The 15795-nt window shown below is 48.4% G+C and carries 13 protein-coding genes; 5 read left to right on the top strand and 8 right to left on the bottom strand.

The features are described 5' to 3' along the window. Position 1: 1 nt before the first annotated feature. Positions 2-1399, bottom strand: a complete 1398-nt coding sequence (locus AC6R03_RS10165; RefSeq protein ID WP_500631122.1) for an ethanolamine ammonia-lyase subunit EutB — start codon at positions 1397-1399, stop codon at positions 2-4. Positions 1400-1611: 212 nt separating this feature from the next. Between AC6R03_RS10165 and AC6R03_RS10170 the strand changes: the two genes are divergently transcribed. Continuing rightward, the gene (locus AC6R03_RS10170; RefSeq protein ID WP_500631123.1) at positions 1612-2556 is read left to right on the top strand and encodes a helix-turn-helix domain-containing protein; all 945 of its coding nucleotides are present in this window, start codon (positions 1612-1614) and stop codon (positions 2554-2556) included. Between the two features lie 41 nt (positions 2557-2597). Here the strand turns inward: AC6R03_RS10170 and AC6R03_RS10175 are convergent, their stop codons facing one another. After that, positions 2598-3635, bottom strand: a complete 1038-nt coding sequence (locus tag AC6R03_RS10175; protein WP_500631124.1) for a polysaccharide lyase family 7 protein — start codon at positions 3633-3635, stop codon at positions 2598-2600. A 360-nt stretch (positions 3636-3995) separates the two neighbouring features. On the opposite strand from AC6R03_RS10175, the gene AC6R03_RS10180 reads away from it, so the two are divergent. The 3 genes from AC6R03_RS10180 to AC6R03_RS10190 all read left to right on the top strand — a co-directional run bounded on the left by AC6R03_RS10180 (position 3996) and on the right by AC6R03_RS10190 (position 6835). Then, entirely contained in the window at positions 3996-4955 is a 960-nt protein-coding gene (locus tag AC6R03_RS10180; protein WP_334552255.1) for a TRAP transporter substrate-binding protein, read from the top strand. Positions 4956-5028: 73 nt separating this feature from the next. Beyond that, entirely contained in the window at positions 5029-5526 is a 498-nt protein-coding gene (locus AC6R03_RS10185) for a TRAP transporter small permease (protein WP_487903464.1), read from the top strand. A 4-nt stretch (positions 5527-5530) separates the two neighbouring features. Beyond that, positions 5531-6835 (top strand): TRAP transporter large permease, encoded by a 1305-nt coding sequence (locus tag AC6R03_RS10190; protein WP_500631125.1) that lies wholly within the window; start codon positions 5531-5533, stop codon positions 6833-6835. A 203-nt stretch (positions 6836-7038) separates the two neighbouring features. Here AC6R03_RS10190 and AC6R03_RS10195 read toward each other — a convergent pair whose 3' ends face one another. The 4 genes from AC6R03_RS10195 to AC6R03_RS10210 form a co-directional block, all read right to left on the bottom strand. After that, positions 7039-8508: an EAL domain-containing protein gene (locus tag AC6R03_RS10195; RefSeq protein WP_500631126.1), complete on the bottom strand. Its 1470-nt coding sequence runs from the start codon at positions 8506-8508 to the stop codon at positions 7039-7041. 96 nt (positions 8509-8604) lie between these two features. Then, on the bottom strand, positions 8605-9078 hold the full coding sequence (locus AC6R03_RS10200; protein ID WP_500631127.1) for a response regulator: 474 nt from the start codon (positions 9076-9078) through the stop codon (positions 8605-8607). Next, positions 9071-10405, bottom strand: a complete 1335-nt coding sequence (locus tag AC6R03_RS10205) for an ATP-binding protein (RefSeq protein ID WP_500631175.1) — start codon at positions 10403-10405, stop codon at positions 9071-9073. The genes AC6R03_RS10200 and AC6R03_RS10205 overlap by 8 nt, the downstream gene beginning before the upstream one ends. Continuing rightward, on the bottom strand, positions 10395-11813 hold the full coding sequence (locus AC6R03_RS10210; protein WP_500631128.1) for an SLC13 family permease: 1419 nt from the start codon (positions 11811-11813) through the stop codon (positions 10395-10397). The genes AC6R03_RS10205 and AC6R03_RS10210 overlap by 11 nt, the downstream gene beginning before the upstream one ends. A gap of 400 nt (positions 11814-12213) precedes the next feature. Between AC6R03_RS10210 and AC6R03_RS10215 the strand changes: the two genes are divergently transcribed. Further along, positions 12214-12522 (top strand): hypothetical protein, encoded by a 309-nt coding sequence (locus AC6R03_RS10215; protein WP_487903459.1) that lies wholly within the window; start codon positions 12214-12216, stop codon positions 12520-12522. 165 nt (positions 12523-12687) lie between these two features. Here the strand turns inward: AC6R03_RS10215 and AC6R03_RS10220 are convergent, their stop codons facing one another. Both AC6R03_RS10220 and AC6R03_RS10225 read right to left on the bottom strand, forming a co-directional pair. Beyond that, complete coding sequence (locus AC6R03_RS10220; RefSeq protein WP_500631129.1) at positions 12688-13608, bottom strand: LysR family transcriptional regulator; 921 nt, start codon at positions 13606-13608, stop codon at positions 12688-12690. A gap of 125 nt (positions 13609-13733) precedes the next feature. Then, positions 13734-15614: a methyl-accepting chemotaxis protein gene (locus tag AC6R03_RS10225; protein ID WP_500631130.1), complete on the bottom strand. Its 1881-nt coding sequence runs from the start codon at positions 15612-15614 to the stop codon at positions 13734-13736. Positions 15615-15795 lie beyond the last annotated feature (181 nt).

A 15795-nucleotide genomic window follows, 5' to 3' on the forward strand; every position in this document is an offset into this window, starting at 1 on the left:
ACTACGCTCCCTGGATTCGATTCATTGCGTTGGAAAACGACTTCGCGACTTGATTACTGAGGCGCACACCGCTGACATCTTCAAAGATCTGCATCTCCATTAACCAACGTTCAAACTCTGGTGCGGGCTTTAGTCCGAGCACTTTTCGCGCATAAAGCGCATCGTGAAAAGAAGTCGTTTGATAGTTAAGCATGATGTCATCAGAGCCAGGGATCCCCATGATGAAGGAGCACTCAGCCACACCGAGTAGCGTCAGCAAGTTATCCATGTCGTTTTGATCCGCGTAAGCATGGTTGGTGTAACAGATGTCGCAACCCATCGGCAGCCCGAGCAGCTTGCCGCAAAAGTGATCTTCTAATCCGGCGCGAATGATTTGCTTCCCATCGAACAGGTACTCAGGACCGATAAAACCCACCACGGTATTCACCAGCAGCGGATCAAAATGACGGGCCACTGCGTAGGCGCGCGTCTCGCAAGTCTGCTGATCGACACCATGAAAGGCATTGGCCGACAGCGCCGTGCCCTGGCCTGTCTCAAAATACATGACATTGTTGCCCACTGTGCCTCGCTTTAGCGAGAGTGCGGCATCTTGAGCCTCTTTAAGAATATTGAGGTTAATACCAAACGTGTCATTGGTACCCTGCGTGCCGCCGATAGATTGAAAAACCAAATCAACCGGCGCGCCCATCTCAATCGCTTCGATGGTGTTGGTCACATGGGTCAGAACACAGGATTGAGTAGGAATCGCGTAATGTTGAATAACATCATCCATGAGGGTCATCAATTTAACCGCTTGCGGCACGTTGTCTGTCGCCGGATTGATACCGATCACCGCATCGCCATTGCCATACATCAAGCCATCGAAAATGGTCGCGGCGATCCCGTTGAGTGAATCTGTGGGATGGTTGGGCTGAAGGCGTGTGGATAGACGTTGGGGTAAGCCGATCGTGTTGCGAAACGCCGTCACCACCTCACACTTCTTCGCGACGAGAATCAAATCTTGATTGCGCATGATTTTGCTCACTGCCGCGACCATTTCAGGGGTTAGGCCAGGCCGAATGGCGGTCAAAGTGTGGCTATCGGCTTTATCACTCAACAACCAGTCTCTCAAGCCACCCACCGTCAGGTGAGCGAGCAACTTGAACGCCTCACGGTCGTGTGTATCGATGATCAAACGCGTGATTTCGTCGTCCTCATAAGGAATAAGAAGATCATCGAGAAATGTGCTCAGTGGCAAGTCCGCCAGCGTCATTTGCGCAATTGCGCGCTCGGTGGCGGATTCTGCTGCCACGCCAGCCAAACGATCGCCTGATCGCTCAGGTGTCGCTTTGGCCATCAGTTCCGTCAGTGAAGCAAAGGTATATACTGTCGTTCCTTGCTGCCGTCGATAAATCGCCATCCATTACCTCTTTTTGGCTATTGGTGCAGTTCTTGCTCTCTTCATCATTCCCAGTAAGAGAATGAACTCTTTAAGCGTGTGTTTAAGAGGAATGAAGCGAAAACTGTTCCAATCAACTATCAAGAATTGGCAATCTTTAACCCCTTTTTATTCAATGAGTTAATGATGGGCGCCCCACAATGGCGCAAAGTGGAGATTAGGAGTATTACAGGATGGATCTCGATACCCCAACCAGTGAACCAAACTTGTGCACTCGTCACTGTAATGATGCAAATCAGCAAGCAGGCCAATTGATTAACTGGCATCAAGAGTATGATCAACTCAGCGAGGGGAATTTTAGTGGGATGATACAAGAGCGACGGTTTCGTCATCTGCATGTGTTTCGTGAAGACAGCAATCGTTCACTTCGTCAGCAATGCTCGATTGAAGAAGGGATATGGCTAGGTCTCAGCGTTGAGGCTAGTGCGATTACTGTCAACCAGCGGCCAATGAATGCTTCTGATATTCTCGTGCGTGATAGCAACAGCGAGTTTGAACTCGTCACACCGCGAGATTATGCCATCTACGGTATCGTCGCTGACCAGTCAGTGCTTGATCATGTACTGTGTGAAACCGACCATCAAGGTTCCGGTCTCAACCCCGCATTACTTGGAATCACAGACGAGTCATCCGCCAATCTCCTCAGACGTTACCTCAGTGTCCTGCTCAATCCAGAAAGGCATGTATGGTCAGCGCGCACTCATCAGCGATTATTGTGTGATTTCATTAGCGAATTACTATCTCGCAGCTCTGCGCCACCCCCTCGGGTGGCGGCCCCTCAGCAACAACGTCTTATCCAGAGCGCCATCGACTACGTCACTCAAGCGCCCTCTCATCGCCCCATCACCGTCAGTGATCTCTGCCAAGCGACACATGTCAGCCGAAGAACGTTACAATACGCCTTCGAGCACTATTGCCAGGTGTCACCCAAACAGTACATCAAGCGCGTCAGGCTCAATCAAGTAAGGCGTGCCCTACAGGCGCCATTCGAGGATGGTTCGATTTCAGACATCGCTTTTCGCTTTGGCTTTTATCATATGGGAGAATTTGGCCGTAGCTACCGTCAATTGTTTGGAGAGTCGCCGTCTGAGACGCGAATGAGTGGCACTCGTGACTGAGCACGGCGAACTCTTACCTATCGAAGCGCTGTCTATTAAGCTTATTGGCCATTCAGTTTTAACTCTGTGAAGGTCACGCTGTTGTAATCACCGTTGAGTTTGTCCACGGCAAAATCACCCGTGCCCTCGCAACCCGGCCCCCATATTGGGTGACTGTCCTGAACGCTACATTGACCATAGGCGCCTGCTTTAAAGTAGAACGCGTCTTTGGCGTAGCCGTACGGTGAATCCTTATCATCAATCCCCTTACTCAAATCAATCTCATAAGTCACGGTGTCATGACGGTCCGTTTCAAACGTTAGAGACATGGTGGTTCCGTTGACTTCAATTTGATAACTGAATGACTCACCCAAGGCGATGCCCGCTTCACCAGGCTCGGCATCATTTTCCCAAGTGTTACCCCAGACTGGGTAGGCGATGTCTTCTCTATTTGGATCGTCTTTGGCTAAATTTCGTTCATAGTTCCAGAATACTGAACCCATTTTATGATTTGGAAACTTCTTGTAGAAAATTTTGATCGGTTCGTTTCCGTGACCAAAACCTGTCTTGGCTTTGATTTGATCGTTGTCTTTTTCAGCGTGAATCTGCCCGACTACCACAGAATAGGCGGGATACTTATTTGGATACTTAGCATGAAGAGAGACATGATTAACCTTGAGCGTCGCTTCGAGTTTACCGCCAATAGCACTGAATGATTCGGCGTCTGGATGGCTCGACAATGCCCAGTTGTTTAAAGGATCATGCGTTCCGATGGCAAAGTTCGCGCCTCTTGCCATTTGGCGCAACTCCGAACGAGCATTTTTGGAATTTTTGGTGGTGATGGCTTTATTGTGCACTTCAAACACCAAATGCCCTTGGCTATCGAGATAGAAAAAATCCGAGTGTGAATAACTCATCATCGCGACCCCCTCAATCTCATCGACTCGGCCATCTTGGTTAATGTCTGAAGGAATGGTGATCTTCCAGTGGCGCATGTCGAACTTGTCTGCAGGGACGGGATAGTTCACACCATTATTGGCCACATCAGCAAACGTCGGTAAGGACAGAAGTAGCGATGTTGCCACTAACATTTGTTTCATTTTGATACTCCTTTTTGTGTTATTGTCCTACATGCTATCGATCAATTTTCATTCAAAAATAACCAAGAACTAAAAAACCAATGCAACTCACAGTATAAAGTTGCATTTTGCCACGCAGATCAAAATGCCACCAAATCAGCCTAAATTACGCATTAAAGTAAAAACAAAGTCCAAAAATGGTGATTTTAGCAACAATTAATATGAGTAAAATCACAATTCAGTTTAAATTCCACTCAATTATGCTGGCTTGCCGCACATATAAACTTTTGTGTCATTGTATTACAAATAATTCAAGAAAATACTGATGAGGAAGTTTGAAAGACGCTTCACTCTACCGACCAAAATAAAAAGGATGACAACATGAAACAGACGATTCTGACGGTGGCTGCCGCCTCGATGATCTTGGCTTTCGGTGCGCAAGCTCGAACGCTAACATTAGGTCACGCGATGAACCTAGAGAGCGCTGCCCATGCAGGGATGGAAATCTTTGCGGCGAAAGTGAAAGAAAAATCCAATGGCGAAATGGACGTGAAAATCTTTCCTAATGGCATGCTTGGGTCAGAGCGCGATCAAGCAGAGCAAGTCGTGACAGGCGCCATCGATATGGCGAAAATCAACGGATCGTTGGCTGAATCGTTTGAACCCACTTACAAAGCGATCTCTATCCCATTCTTGTTCCGTGATGCAGACCATATGCATACCTTTATGCGCAGTGAGACAGCACAGCAACTTCTCCAGTCTAGCGAAGGAAAAGGGTTCATCGGGCTCACACTGTATGATTCTGGTTCACGCAGTTTCTACAGCTCGAAACCCATTCAAACCCCCGACGATCTTGCTGGCCTCAAAGTCCGTGTTCCAGAATCTCCAACCATGATGGAAATGGTGAGACTGCTCGGTGCACGCGCGACGCCCGTTCCGTTTACGGAAGTGTATACCGCGCTTCAGCAAGGCGTAATTGATGCCGCAGAGAACAACATTTCCAGCTTAGTCGAAATGAAACACTCTGAAGTCGCGAAATACTATTCCATGGATCAACATATGATGACGCCTGATCTCATCATGATTTCAGAAGTGACATGGAGTAGCCTCAATGACGCTCAGAAAGCCATAGTCCGCGAAGCTGCCGCCGAATCGATGGAAGAAGAAATTAAGATCTGGGCTGATATCGACAGTAAGAACAAGAAATTAGCCGAAACATTGGACGTAAAATTTGTTGAGGTCGACAAAGACAAGTTCCGCGAAAAAGTCGCACCGATGTTAGACAGTGCCAAGCAAGACCCTGTCTTAGGCACCTACATTGAAGCCATCCAAAAGCTCTGATTTCCCCTTAAAGTAACAAGCCCCACCATCGCGGTGGGGCTGCAACTTTGAATCATTGTAAATAGGAGTTTCAATGGTTTCTGCTCTTAACACGTTAAAAACGACGCTCGATAAAGTGATACTCATACTGTGTGGCGTGGCCATTATTAGTCTTGTCATTACTGTGACTTGGCAGGTGTTTAGTCGCTACGTACTTAACGATCCCAGTTCTTTTACTGATGAGCTTGCCCGGTACACCATGATATGGTTCGGTCTGCTGGGTGCCAGTTATCTGTTCGGTAAAAATGGCCATCTGGCCATCACCCTTTTTGTCGGTTCAGTGGGTCCTAAATACCAAAAATACTGCCATCTACTCATCAACTTGGTGTCGTGTGCCTTTATCTATCTTGCCATGATCAAAGGTGGCAGCCAGCTCATTGGTCGGACGATGCTGCAGTTTTCGCCTGCGCTACAGATCCCGATGGCTTATGTCTATTTCATTTTGCCGCTCTCAGGAGCGTTAATGCTGGTTTACCTTCTTCTCAACACCTTACTGCTCTTCAACCAACAAGAGCGACGCATTCAAGGGTAATGATATGGATATCTCTGTAGGTTTTTGGCTTTTATGCCTCTTTATCGTCATGATCAGCTTCAGTATTCCGATTGCGATCGCCATCGCAATGTCCTCACTGGTGATCATGTGTACTATCCTTCCTCCTCACGTGGCCTTCATGACCGCAGGTCAAAAGATTGTGACTGGCATTGATAGCTTCAGCTTGCTTGCCATTCCTTTTTTCATTTTGGCAGGGAACATCATGAATCGAGGGGGAATAGCCAACCGGTTGGTCGAGTTCGCAAAACTCTTGGTTGGAAAAATGCCCGGCTCGTTGTCACATGTGAATGTGATTGCCAATATGTTGTTTGGCTCGGTTTCCGGCTCAGCGGTCGCCGCGGCGGCAGCGGTAGGAAAAACACTAGAACCAGAGCTGGAAAAGGAAGGCTACGACAAATCGTTCGCTACCGCAGTGAATGTAGCGTCGTGTCCATCAGGCTTATTAATTCCACCCAGTAATTCATTGATCGTCTTCTCTGTCGTCAGTGGTGGTACATCCATCGCGGCGCTGTTTATCGCCGGTTATGTGCCTGGCATTTTAATGGGCCTCAGCTGTATGGTTGTTGCCTACTTTATTGCCAAGAAAAAAGGCTATCGAACCTTATCGCAACCCAAAACAGCGAGAGAAATTCTCACCATTACCTGGCGGGCAATACCGAGCTTGGGGTTGGTCGTGGTCGTCATTGGAGGGATTATAGGGGGGATCTTTACTGCCACTGAAGGCGCGTGTATCGCCGTTTTGTATTCGTTTTTCTTGTCATTATGTTATCGCACTCTCGGCGTTAAAGAGCTAAAAACCATCTGTGTGGAAACGGCTGAAATCACAGGGATTATGCTGTTCTTGATTGGTGCATCAACAATTATGTCTTGGGCGATGGCCTTCACCGGTTTGCCTAACCTCATCAGTGAATGGATGCTATCGATTTCAGACAACCCGATTATTATCTTCATTTTAATGAACGTGATTTTGCTCATCGTCGGGATGTTTATGGACTTAACCCCTGCCGTGCTTATCTTCACGCCAATATTTATGCCCATCGCAACTCAACTCGGTATGCACCCGATTCACTTTGCGATGATGATCATCTTCAACCTATGCATCGGGATAGCGACGCCCCCAGTAGGGACAGCGCTATTCGTCGGCTGCAGTGTCAGCGGCGCAAGGATAGAGAGCGTAATACGTGCAGTTTTGCCTTTTTGCGCAGTATTGATCATCACTCTCCTGCTCATCACCTTTGTCCCAGACATCAGTTTGGCCCTGCCCCGAGCATTCGGTTTGATTCACTGAGTTTAGCCCCCCGTCACGCCATGTAACGGGGGACTTTGCTATTCCCTAAAACCCACTACCAATATTAATATACAGAGCACTCTCTTCGTCACTAAACGCGACATCCATACCGAGATGCAAACCGTAGCGTCTGACAATTTTGTGCACTTGGTTTTGCCTCCTAGCTGAGTTAGACGCACTACATCCATTCAACCACGCCACAACTATAGATCTAACTGCCCAAGCGGCGCCGGTTTACTGTACAGGTAGCCTTGGTGCAAGTTGACCCCTTGTGAGAGAAGGTAATCGGCTTGTTCCGCGTACTCAACCCCTTCGGCGATCATGGTCAGGTTGAGCGCTTTGGCTAGATTAATGATGGCGTTAAGCACTGGTGCGCTCACGCTGTCGACGCCGATGGTATCAACAAAGCACTTGTCAATTTTAAGCACATCGATTTTGGTCTGCTCTAACACCGCGAGTGAGGTTTGTCCGGTGCCAAAATCATCAATCAACACTTCGAGGCCTTTTTCGCGCAATTTTGCTATGCCCTCTCGGGCTTGACCATCAAGCAATTGACGCTCGGTCACCTCTAAACCTAATACAATGTTGCGCTTTGCGAACTGGTCGTGATGATTCACCAAAAATAGTTGCTTCTCCGCTGAGGCAAAGTAACCCGGCGGGAAATTGATCCCTAAGTGGAACGGCGCATCAAAGTGGCGATCGCACCAATCATTCCATGCTTGCTTGACCACCACATCGGTCAACTCATTGATTAAGTCAAACTCCTCCATCACGGGAATAAACACATCCGGATAGATCAAACCTCGAGTGGGATGCTGCCAACGCACCAACGCTTCCACCCCGACCGTTCGACCACACGCCGCATCCACTTGCGGCTGATAATGGAGCACAAACTCATTGCGACGCAGTGCGAGCTTAATTTCTGCGTACATGCTCCGCTCTGCGCTCAGCTGAATTCTAAGTAAAAACACCGCGATATAAAGCACGATTAACGCCAGTACTGCGAGACTCACGTAATACAGCGTGGTCTGTCGAATTAACTCGCTGCTCGCCTCGACGAGTATTCGATGGCCAAATTGACTGGACTCAATCGAATACACGAACCAACTGTTTGGGATGCTCGCACCAGCAGGAGCAACTTTGCCGTTTACGATTAACACAGCCGTATTGATGTTCGGCTCCGTCAGATAGCCCAAACGTGCCCGCATAAAATCTCTATCCACCAGCGACACTGCGTGGTAGATCTCTCCATCAATCACACGTGAATTAATCACCGCTAGTGAGACATCCACAGAGTTAGGGAGCGGCACCACCTCAATGGTCTGATTTTCCACCGGTTCGGTCAGCGGAAACAACGCACTGGTGTTGCTCAATGATGAGCAGATCACTTGGCCATTGCGGAGGGTTTGCTGCTCTTCCACCTCACGTTCAAAGCGCATGTTTTGCTGAATAACATGACAGAGATTGGGCGCGATGAGTGCGGCGCGGTTTTCATCAAGAATACCGTTGATGATGCGCTCATAGGTGACCATGTAATGGTCACCGATATCTTGCAAGGTTTGGTGAATTTTTTGCGTAGCAAAGTAGACTGAGGCAACAAAAATCAACAGAGGCGGGATGACATACACCGCGAAGCGCGACGAAGCTTTTTTAACCTGACGATATCCAACCATAGCCAACTCAACTTACTGTTTATAATAATATTATAAACATAACCTCAACATCGAGGTTATTCAATTTTCCTGTGCACTTTCACGCTTTGTTTGCGCCTAGCTGAGTCGTTTCAATACGATGGTTTGATCAAGCTGCTGATGAAAAGGTTGATAATCGAGTCCCGTATCAAACAGATACTCTGTCACCAAGCTTCGCACGCACCCTTGCAATTCCTTTGCGCTCCAAGGTTTTTCAAAATAGTGACTCACCCCGGCGGTGTTGATAGCGGTGATGGTGTCGGTGTGGGTCGCTTGTCCAGTGAGCAATACTTTCTTGGTGTACTTAAATCGGTGGTCATTGGTGATCTCGGTTAACAGTTCTACCCCTGTCATTCCAGGCATAACATGATCTGAGACCACGACTGCGATAAACTCGCCCTGTGCATCAAGCTCATCCATTAGCTCCAGCACTTCCTCACCAGATTCACAATCTAACACCGTGAGCCATTGGTTGAGTGGCTCTAAATCCTGAACGACCGCACTTAATACTTCTCGTTGGTCGTCAACACAAATGACATTCAGCTTATCCATTGCTCTCTCCTAACGGTAACTTAACGCGAAAAATGGTGCGTGAATGATCGCTTTTGACCACCACACTACCGCCATTTTCGCTGACGATTCTTTTAACGATGGCAAGCCCAAGGCCCAAGCCAAACGATAGACCACCTTTTTTGGTGGTGAAATTGGGCTGAAAAATTTTGCGCCGGGTCGGCTCATCAATCTCTGGCCCATTGTTTGCGATGGTGACCAAAATCCTCTGGTTGACCACCTTAGTGTGTATCTCAATCATCGGGTCGTCTGCGCTGCGCATCGCATCACACGCGTTTTTGATGATGTTGCTCCATACCTGAACAAATTCGGTCGAGGAGCCTTGAATCCTTGGTAATTGAGCAGGCCGCAAGTGCACATTCACTCGGCGTAAGTCACTTTGCAGCAACGCAAGGGCTTTGTTGAGGGTGTCGTTGATGTCGAGCAGCTCCAGCGGCTCAGTGTCCGTACGCCCAAGCTGTTTCACCGATTTGACGATGGCAACAGAATGGCGCGTAGCACTGCGCAAATCGTGCATACCCCGCCCCATCTGCCAATATTTAAGCGCAGAGTCGACATCGCTGAGCCACTCGCTTGGCACCTCATCACTGGCCAACGCACGTGCGAGCGCACTGGCGGTTTTGCTATCAACGCGATAGCGCTGCTCGATGTTTTTTGCCAAACGGCGAATCTCTCGTGACGAGATCATTTGCCCTTGCCGCAAGCCAAAATCAAAGTGCGCCTTATAAGCGGGTTTGACCTCAGCCAGCAGTTCACTCAGTTCGTGTTGCAGGCGCTCGGTTTTGCTACTGACAACACCAATCGCATTGTTGAGTTCATGGGCGATCCCCGCAGCCAGTTGACCCAGGGTGGTCATCTGCTCGGCGGTATGCAGCTGTTGTAACGCTTTTTCTTTGGCTAGCGCTTCTTGAGTGGCTCGATGCTGGCGACGATTGAGTTCATTGACCATCACCGGCATAAACTGCGCATTGAGCGGCCCCAACCGTTCAGGCTCCACCGCTGCCGTGGTGCGATCAATCCAAGCCAGTTTGACGTCCGTTTTGCTGATGACCGTTGAGGAGGCCATCCACGTCCCGGAGAAAAAACTGTGCACGCCAATGAAGGCACTTGGCCCAGCGGTAAACACCTTAATGCGTTTGCCTTTGGATTCGGATTCCACAAACCCCTCAAGCTCACCTTCTCGAACATAGTAGAGCCGATCGTTACTGCCATTTTGTTGCAAGATCACCTGATTCGCCGCCAAATCCATTTGGCGTTCTGGATCTGAAAAATAGTGACAAATCAGCTCGTCCACGACGTTATCTAACATAGCCGACAAGATTTAAAATCCACACCAACACAAAGCTCAGTAACACGCCCACCACGCCAAGAATCACCCCAACTTTTGCCATCTGGTTACTCTGTACGTGACCGGTTGCGTGTGCGAGCGCGTTGGGCGGCGTACTGATGGGAAGCGACATGCCAAGGGATGCAGCGAATGTCACCACAAGAATCAAGGTCACTTCACCGCCCAATGGCGCCAGTGACGTCATCGAGGTGCCAAGTGCGGCCATAATAGGCATCAACAAGTTGGCGGTGGCGGTATGAGACATGAAATTCGCCATCAACAAGCAGAGCATTGCGGCGCCAAACAGGACAACGTAAGGAGAGAAAGCATCAAACGGAATACTGTGAACAACACTTTGTGCTAATCCGGTTTTGTCCAGCGCGAGACCGAGCGCAATACCACCGGAAACGAGCCATAGGACATCCCAAGAGATCTTCTTCAAATCTTCTTTGTTGATGATGCCGGTGAGCGAGAAGATCGCGACCGGAATTAGCGCCACGGTGTAGGAGTTCATACCGTGGCTAGAGCCCATCAACCACAATACAATGGTCAGAGTGAATGTCGCGTACACTAAGATTGCTTTCGGCGTCTTGAGGAATTTTCCTTTGATCGACAATTCAATGCGTTGCTGCTGCGCGCGATAAAGGCTGTTCATTAACACCCATGCGAGCGCCATCATCACCACGACAAACGGCACACCAAATGCCATCCACTCACCAAAACTGATGCTGTTCTCCCCCACCAGATACTTCAACGCGATCGCGTTAGGCGGCGTACCGATTGGCGTACCGATGCCGCCGATATTGGCCGCGACCGGAATACAGAGTGCAAACGCCACACGCGCTGGATCTTTGGGGCCAAACAGCGCAATCACCGGCGTTAAGATCGACAGCATCATCGCTGTGGTGGCCGTGTTGGACATAAACATGGAAAAGATGCCCGTGATCAACATCAACCCGAGCATCACATACTTAGGATCATGGCCGAACGGCTTGAGCAATACTCGCGCTAAGTTGACATCCAATCGGTATTTCGTTGCGGCCATCGCTAAGAAAAAACCACCCAAAAACAGCATGATAATAGGGCTCGCGAAGGTCGCCATAATGTCCGAGTAGTTGAGCAAGGTACCAAAGTGCGCCTCACCCTCATTGGCACGAAACCAATAAATACCCTTGTTGGAAACCAGCAGTAGCTCCAACACAATGATCACCACCGACGTGGCATAAATAGGGATCGGCTCAAATACCCAGCACAACGCGGCCAGTAAAAAAATCGCCGTTACGCGTTGTTGTACTAGCGTAAATCCGTCAAACGGGAAAGCGGAAAAAGGTAAGGCGAGAACGATCAGTGGAATCACGATCGGTATAATGAATTTCAAGTACTTTTGCATGACACAGCTCATCCTGAGAATAATTTCTCGCCGCAGTATCAGGCTTTAGAAAGCTGACGACCCTAGTGTCGGATCAATCTTTTTGCAACTATACCAATGAGTTATTTGGAATGTGATCTAGAGCTCACTTTTCACGTGCTACGCGACAACGTGGCTGACATCAAGCGCTCAATGTGCTGTTATCCGTGCTCGCCAGAAAAATAAACGTGCAGATTTAGCCACAATCAAATTAATTTCGTGACATTGGGGTGGTTAAATTAAAATTCAATAGCGACATTATTGCCATTTTTGCACATGTAAAATGACAAACGTGATATTTATCACACTTATGATTTCGCGCAGAATACATTCCGTACAGAGAACAACTTCTCCCATGTGAACAAATTCTGAGGAAATCAAAATGAAAAAAGTATTATCAGTACTCGCCCTTACCACACTGACTTCAAGCATGGCTTTTGCGGCTAGCGACTACACACTGAACGTTGAACCTAACAACAACCAAGCGAAAGTTACCGTATTGAAAGATGGCCAACCGGTCAGCAACGTACCGGTTAAAGTCGTCGGCAACGGCACCAAAACTCACATTTCAGGCTCAAAAGGCACCTTCGTTGCGGCAAACTTGTTCGATAACGGCCGTACCTTCACCTTTGAACTGGTTGATGACAACGGCGAAGTCGTTCGCGAACAACGTTACCTCACTTCATTCTAAGTTAGACGGTTGCTGTCCACAGCTGTCTGCGTGAATCGTCACAGTGAGACGCGCCTTGTACGGCCAGTCTGCTCAGTATATCAAAACGCCCAGTATCAACTGGGCGTTTTTTATTGCTCGGACGTTATGGTTCGCTCTGCTTTCACTCAATCTACTTGGTGTATGTTAGCTAAAGTACTGCTCCCACACTGGCGGCGTCCCGATGACTTGCTGAGCAATATCAATAAAGGCTTTTGCCAAAGGCGAAACGTTGCGGTGAGTATACAGGGCGTAGACATCACCAAAAGAGGGCATGTGATAATCGGGGAGCAACTGAACCAACCCCATCTTTTCGATTTCTTTGGAAATCATAAACTGACCAATCATGGCATACCCCATCCCTGATTTAACGCTGTCTATCACTAACTGAGGCTCATTGACGCGATATGGCCCGGTCATGGTGAAGGTGTCCAATCGCAAGTTATCTTTCGAGTGGATCTGCAATTTATCAATCACAATACTGCTGTTAGCGTAAATAACCGCAGGGAGGGCCACCAACTGCTCAGGGGTCTCAGGCAAACCATGCTGCTCAACAAACTCTTCAGACGCCACCAGCGCCAATTTGTTGTCCGCCAGTCGTTTCGCCACCATGGACGAATCGCGCATTGGGCCGATGCGAAACGCGAGATCAATACGCTCTTTGATCACATCAACACGTAAATCATCCAGCACCAAGTTGACGGTCGCTTTCGGGTATTTCTCCAAAAACGCTTCCACCACTTTTTGAATGTACTTACGCCCAAACAGCGTGCTGCTTGAGATCCTCAAGTTGCCGACCGGCTCACTATGGTAAGACTCGGCAATTTGCTTGGTCTCTTCGAGCAGCGAACTGACTTTATTGGCTTGATCCACAATCTGATAGCCGACATCGGTTAGCGACAACGAACGGGTAGTTCGGTTGATAAGCCTTACCCCTAAATGCTCTTCAAGCTGTTTCACCTGCTTAGAGAGCACTGAACGGTCGAGATTGAGTCGGTCTGCCGCTTTGGCAAACGAGCCCGCTTTCGAGACTTCCAGCAACAGCTCCATCCTACTGGCCAAATCCATTCACACCTCTAATTATCTATCCACCATTCATTACGCCATAGTAGCGGAGCTACACAAAAAAATTAAGCCCGCCAAATGGCGAGCTTAATGTGTAGTCTTGATAAACCAAGTGCAAGTCGAAGGCGTTACACTTTGAAAAAGTCAAGTTCTTCTTTTTGCGTGACCGCGAGTTTTGACAGCTCAGCCGAGGCTTGCAGCGTTTCATCCACACCCGAGACGTTCTTTTGCACCAGATCATAGGCGTGAGTGGTGTTTTGGGAAATGTCCTCGGTGACGCTAAATTGCTCTTGCGCGGCGGTGGCCACTAGCGTGTTGATTTCAGAGATGGCGTCCACCGCACGATAAATCTCTTCAAATGAGGCTTTGACACGATCGGCAAGCTCGACTGACTCCTCAATCAACTCAACATTTTTGCTCATATTGTGCTGCGCCACATCAGATTGTTTTTGCAGCTTTTCAATGATCTCTTTGATGCTTACGGTAGAGTCTTGCGTTTTGGATGCCAAACTGCGCACTTCGTCGGCCACAACGGCGAAGCCTCGCCCATACTCACCCGCACGCGCCGCCTCAATGGCTGCGTTCAGCGCCAGCAAATTGGTTTGCTCTGAAATGGTATTGATGACTTCAATCACACTGCTGATCTCCAGCGCAAACTGACGCAAATCACTGACAATTTGCGCGCTGTCATTGACAGAGGCGCTGATAGAATCGGTCAAGGCGATATTTTTCTCGAGAGTCAGCTTACCGTTGGCGACATTCTCACGTGCACCTTTGGCAACCTCTTCCGCTTGCACCGCTTGCTGACTCACCTCTTGAGAGGTAGAAGACAACTCATTGATGGCTGTGGATATTTGCTCCATCTGCGCCAACTCTTGATGTGCGTTGGATTTGGTGTCATTCATGATGACGTTGAGCTGCTCAGACGCCGAAGAGACGCTTTCTGAGATGCCGTGTGTGTTCTTAATTAGCTCAGAGAGTTGCAGTTTGAGCTTGATCAGAGAGAGATAAATACCCGTCTCTTTGCCCGTTTGCGGGATCTCTTGACTGAAATCCCCTTTGGCCATCTCTTCCATCAAATGCGCAATCTCATCGGGCGTACCGCCAACCGGGACTAATACCAGTTTGTCGACCAACACAAACAGCACGCCAATCGCTAGCAGCAGACTCACAAAGCCTATAACAGCTGATGTGATCAATTGATCGTTCGCATTGCGCTCAATTTGCGCATCACGGATGAAGGTGACAAACTTCCATCCACTGACGTCCAGTTTTGTCCAAAAAGCGGTGAAGTCGGTCGCCTTACCATCCACGACTGCCTCATATTGTAGGATCTGGGTATCATTGTTGAATTGTTTATAGAGCGGGCGCTCTTGGTAGATGTCTTTTCCTAATAGATCTTGATACGGGGATAGCAAAATAGTGCCATCTTCACCATATAGGAACATGTCATTGCGACCTTTGATTTTAGTCAGCAATGAATCGAGATAGATCGAGGTGATCACAGCCACTTGAGGATTGATTTTGTAGGCCAATACCACCACTTCTTTTTGTGTCACAGCTGAGACAAAAGGCGGCGAAACGAAAAATGTCTTCCCTTGTGTGAACAGTGCATTGTAATAAGACCGGCTGAGCTCTTTAACGTTGAAATCCATTTGGCGACCTTCCACGTTGTATATGCCGCCATCCACATCAATAATATACGCGCCCTCAATAAAAGACTGCTGTGTGCGATAAAGCATTTCCAACTGCGTCACCGCTTTGGTCGATAAACCTTGGTCAGTGATATCACCAACGCTCACCTTAACGCCCGACAAGACGTGTTGGTAGCCAGTAAACTTCTCAGTTAGGTAGGTTTCTACTGCAGCATTTTTCTCCATCAGCACTGTTTGGCTGAGAGCCACGCTCTCCTCTTTGAATGATAAAAATCCAGTCACCGTCAGCAATGCAACGATGACAACAATCATGCTGCCAATCGCCGCGGATATTTTCAGTTTGAATGAATTCACACTCATTTCCCTTTGTCATTATTGAAATATGCACTAAGGGTAAATCGATGCTGCCAATCCTTTATTGATCGGAGTTAATCTTGATGCTGAAACTATTATTCCGAGTGATAATTTAACCATTCAAATGACGGGGGAGTCTTGCAGCGTGGGTGGAATCTGCTAGGATGTGCGCCCTCTACTC

It is taken from the genome of Vibrio sp. R10-SG-ISO4 (assembly GCF_059834135.1).

Excerpts from the sequence above, each read along its gene's own strand:
- AC6R03_RS10205 (WP_500631175.1), bottom strand. The coding sequence starts at position 10,405 with ATGTTAGATAACGTCGTGGACGAGCTGATTTGTCACTATTTTTCAGAT.
- AC6R03_RS10185 (WP_487903464.1), top strand. The coding sequence starts at position 5,029 with ATGGTTTCTGCTCTTAACACGTTAAAAACGACGCTCGATAAAGTGATA.
- AC6R03_RS10170 (WP_500631123.1), top strand. The coding sequence starts at position 1,612 with ATGGATCTCGATACCCCAACCAGTGAACCAAACTTGTGCACTCGTCAC.
- AC6R03_RS10195 (WP_500631126.1), bottom strand. The coding sequence starts at position 8,508 with ATGGTTGGATATCGTCAGGTTAAAAAAGCTTCGTCGCGCTTCGCGGTG.
- AC6R03_RS10220 (WP_500631129.1), bottom strand. The coding sequence starts at position 13,608 with ATGGATTTGGCCAGTAGGATGGAGCTGTTGCTGGAAGTCTCGAAAGCG.
- AC6R03_RS10165 (WP_500631122.1), bottom strand. The coding sequence starts at position 1,399 with ATGGCGATTTATCGACGGCAGCAAGGAACGACAGTATATACCTTTGCT.
- AC6R03_RS10190 (WP_500631125.1), top strand. The coding sequence starts at position 5,531 with ATGGATATCTCTGTAGGTTTTTGGCTTTTATGCCTCTTTATCGTCATG.
- AC6R03_RS10175 (WP_500631124.1), bottom strand. The coding sequence starts at position 3,635 with ATGAAACAAATGTTAGTGGCAACATCGCTACTTCTGTCCTTACCGACG.
- AC6R03_RS10200 (WP_500631127.1), bottom strand. The coding sequence starts at position 9,078 with ATGGATAAGCTGAATGTCATTTGTGTTGACGACCAACGAGAAGTATTA.
- AC6R03_RS10180 (WP_334552255.1), top strand. The coding sequence starts at position 3,996 with ATGAAACAGACGATTCTGACGGTGGCTGCCGCCTCGATGATCTTGGCT.
- AC6R03_RS10215 (WP_487903459.1), top strand. The coding sequence starts at position 12,214 with ATGAAAAAAGTATTATCAGTACTCGCCCTTACCACACTGACTTCAAGC.
- AC6R03_RS10210 (WP_500631128.1), bottom strand. The coding sequence starts at position 11,813 with ATGCAAAAGTACTTGAAATTCATTATACCGATCGTGATTCCACTGATC.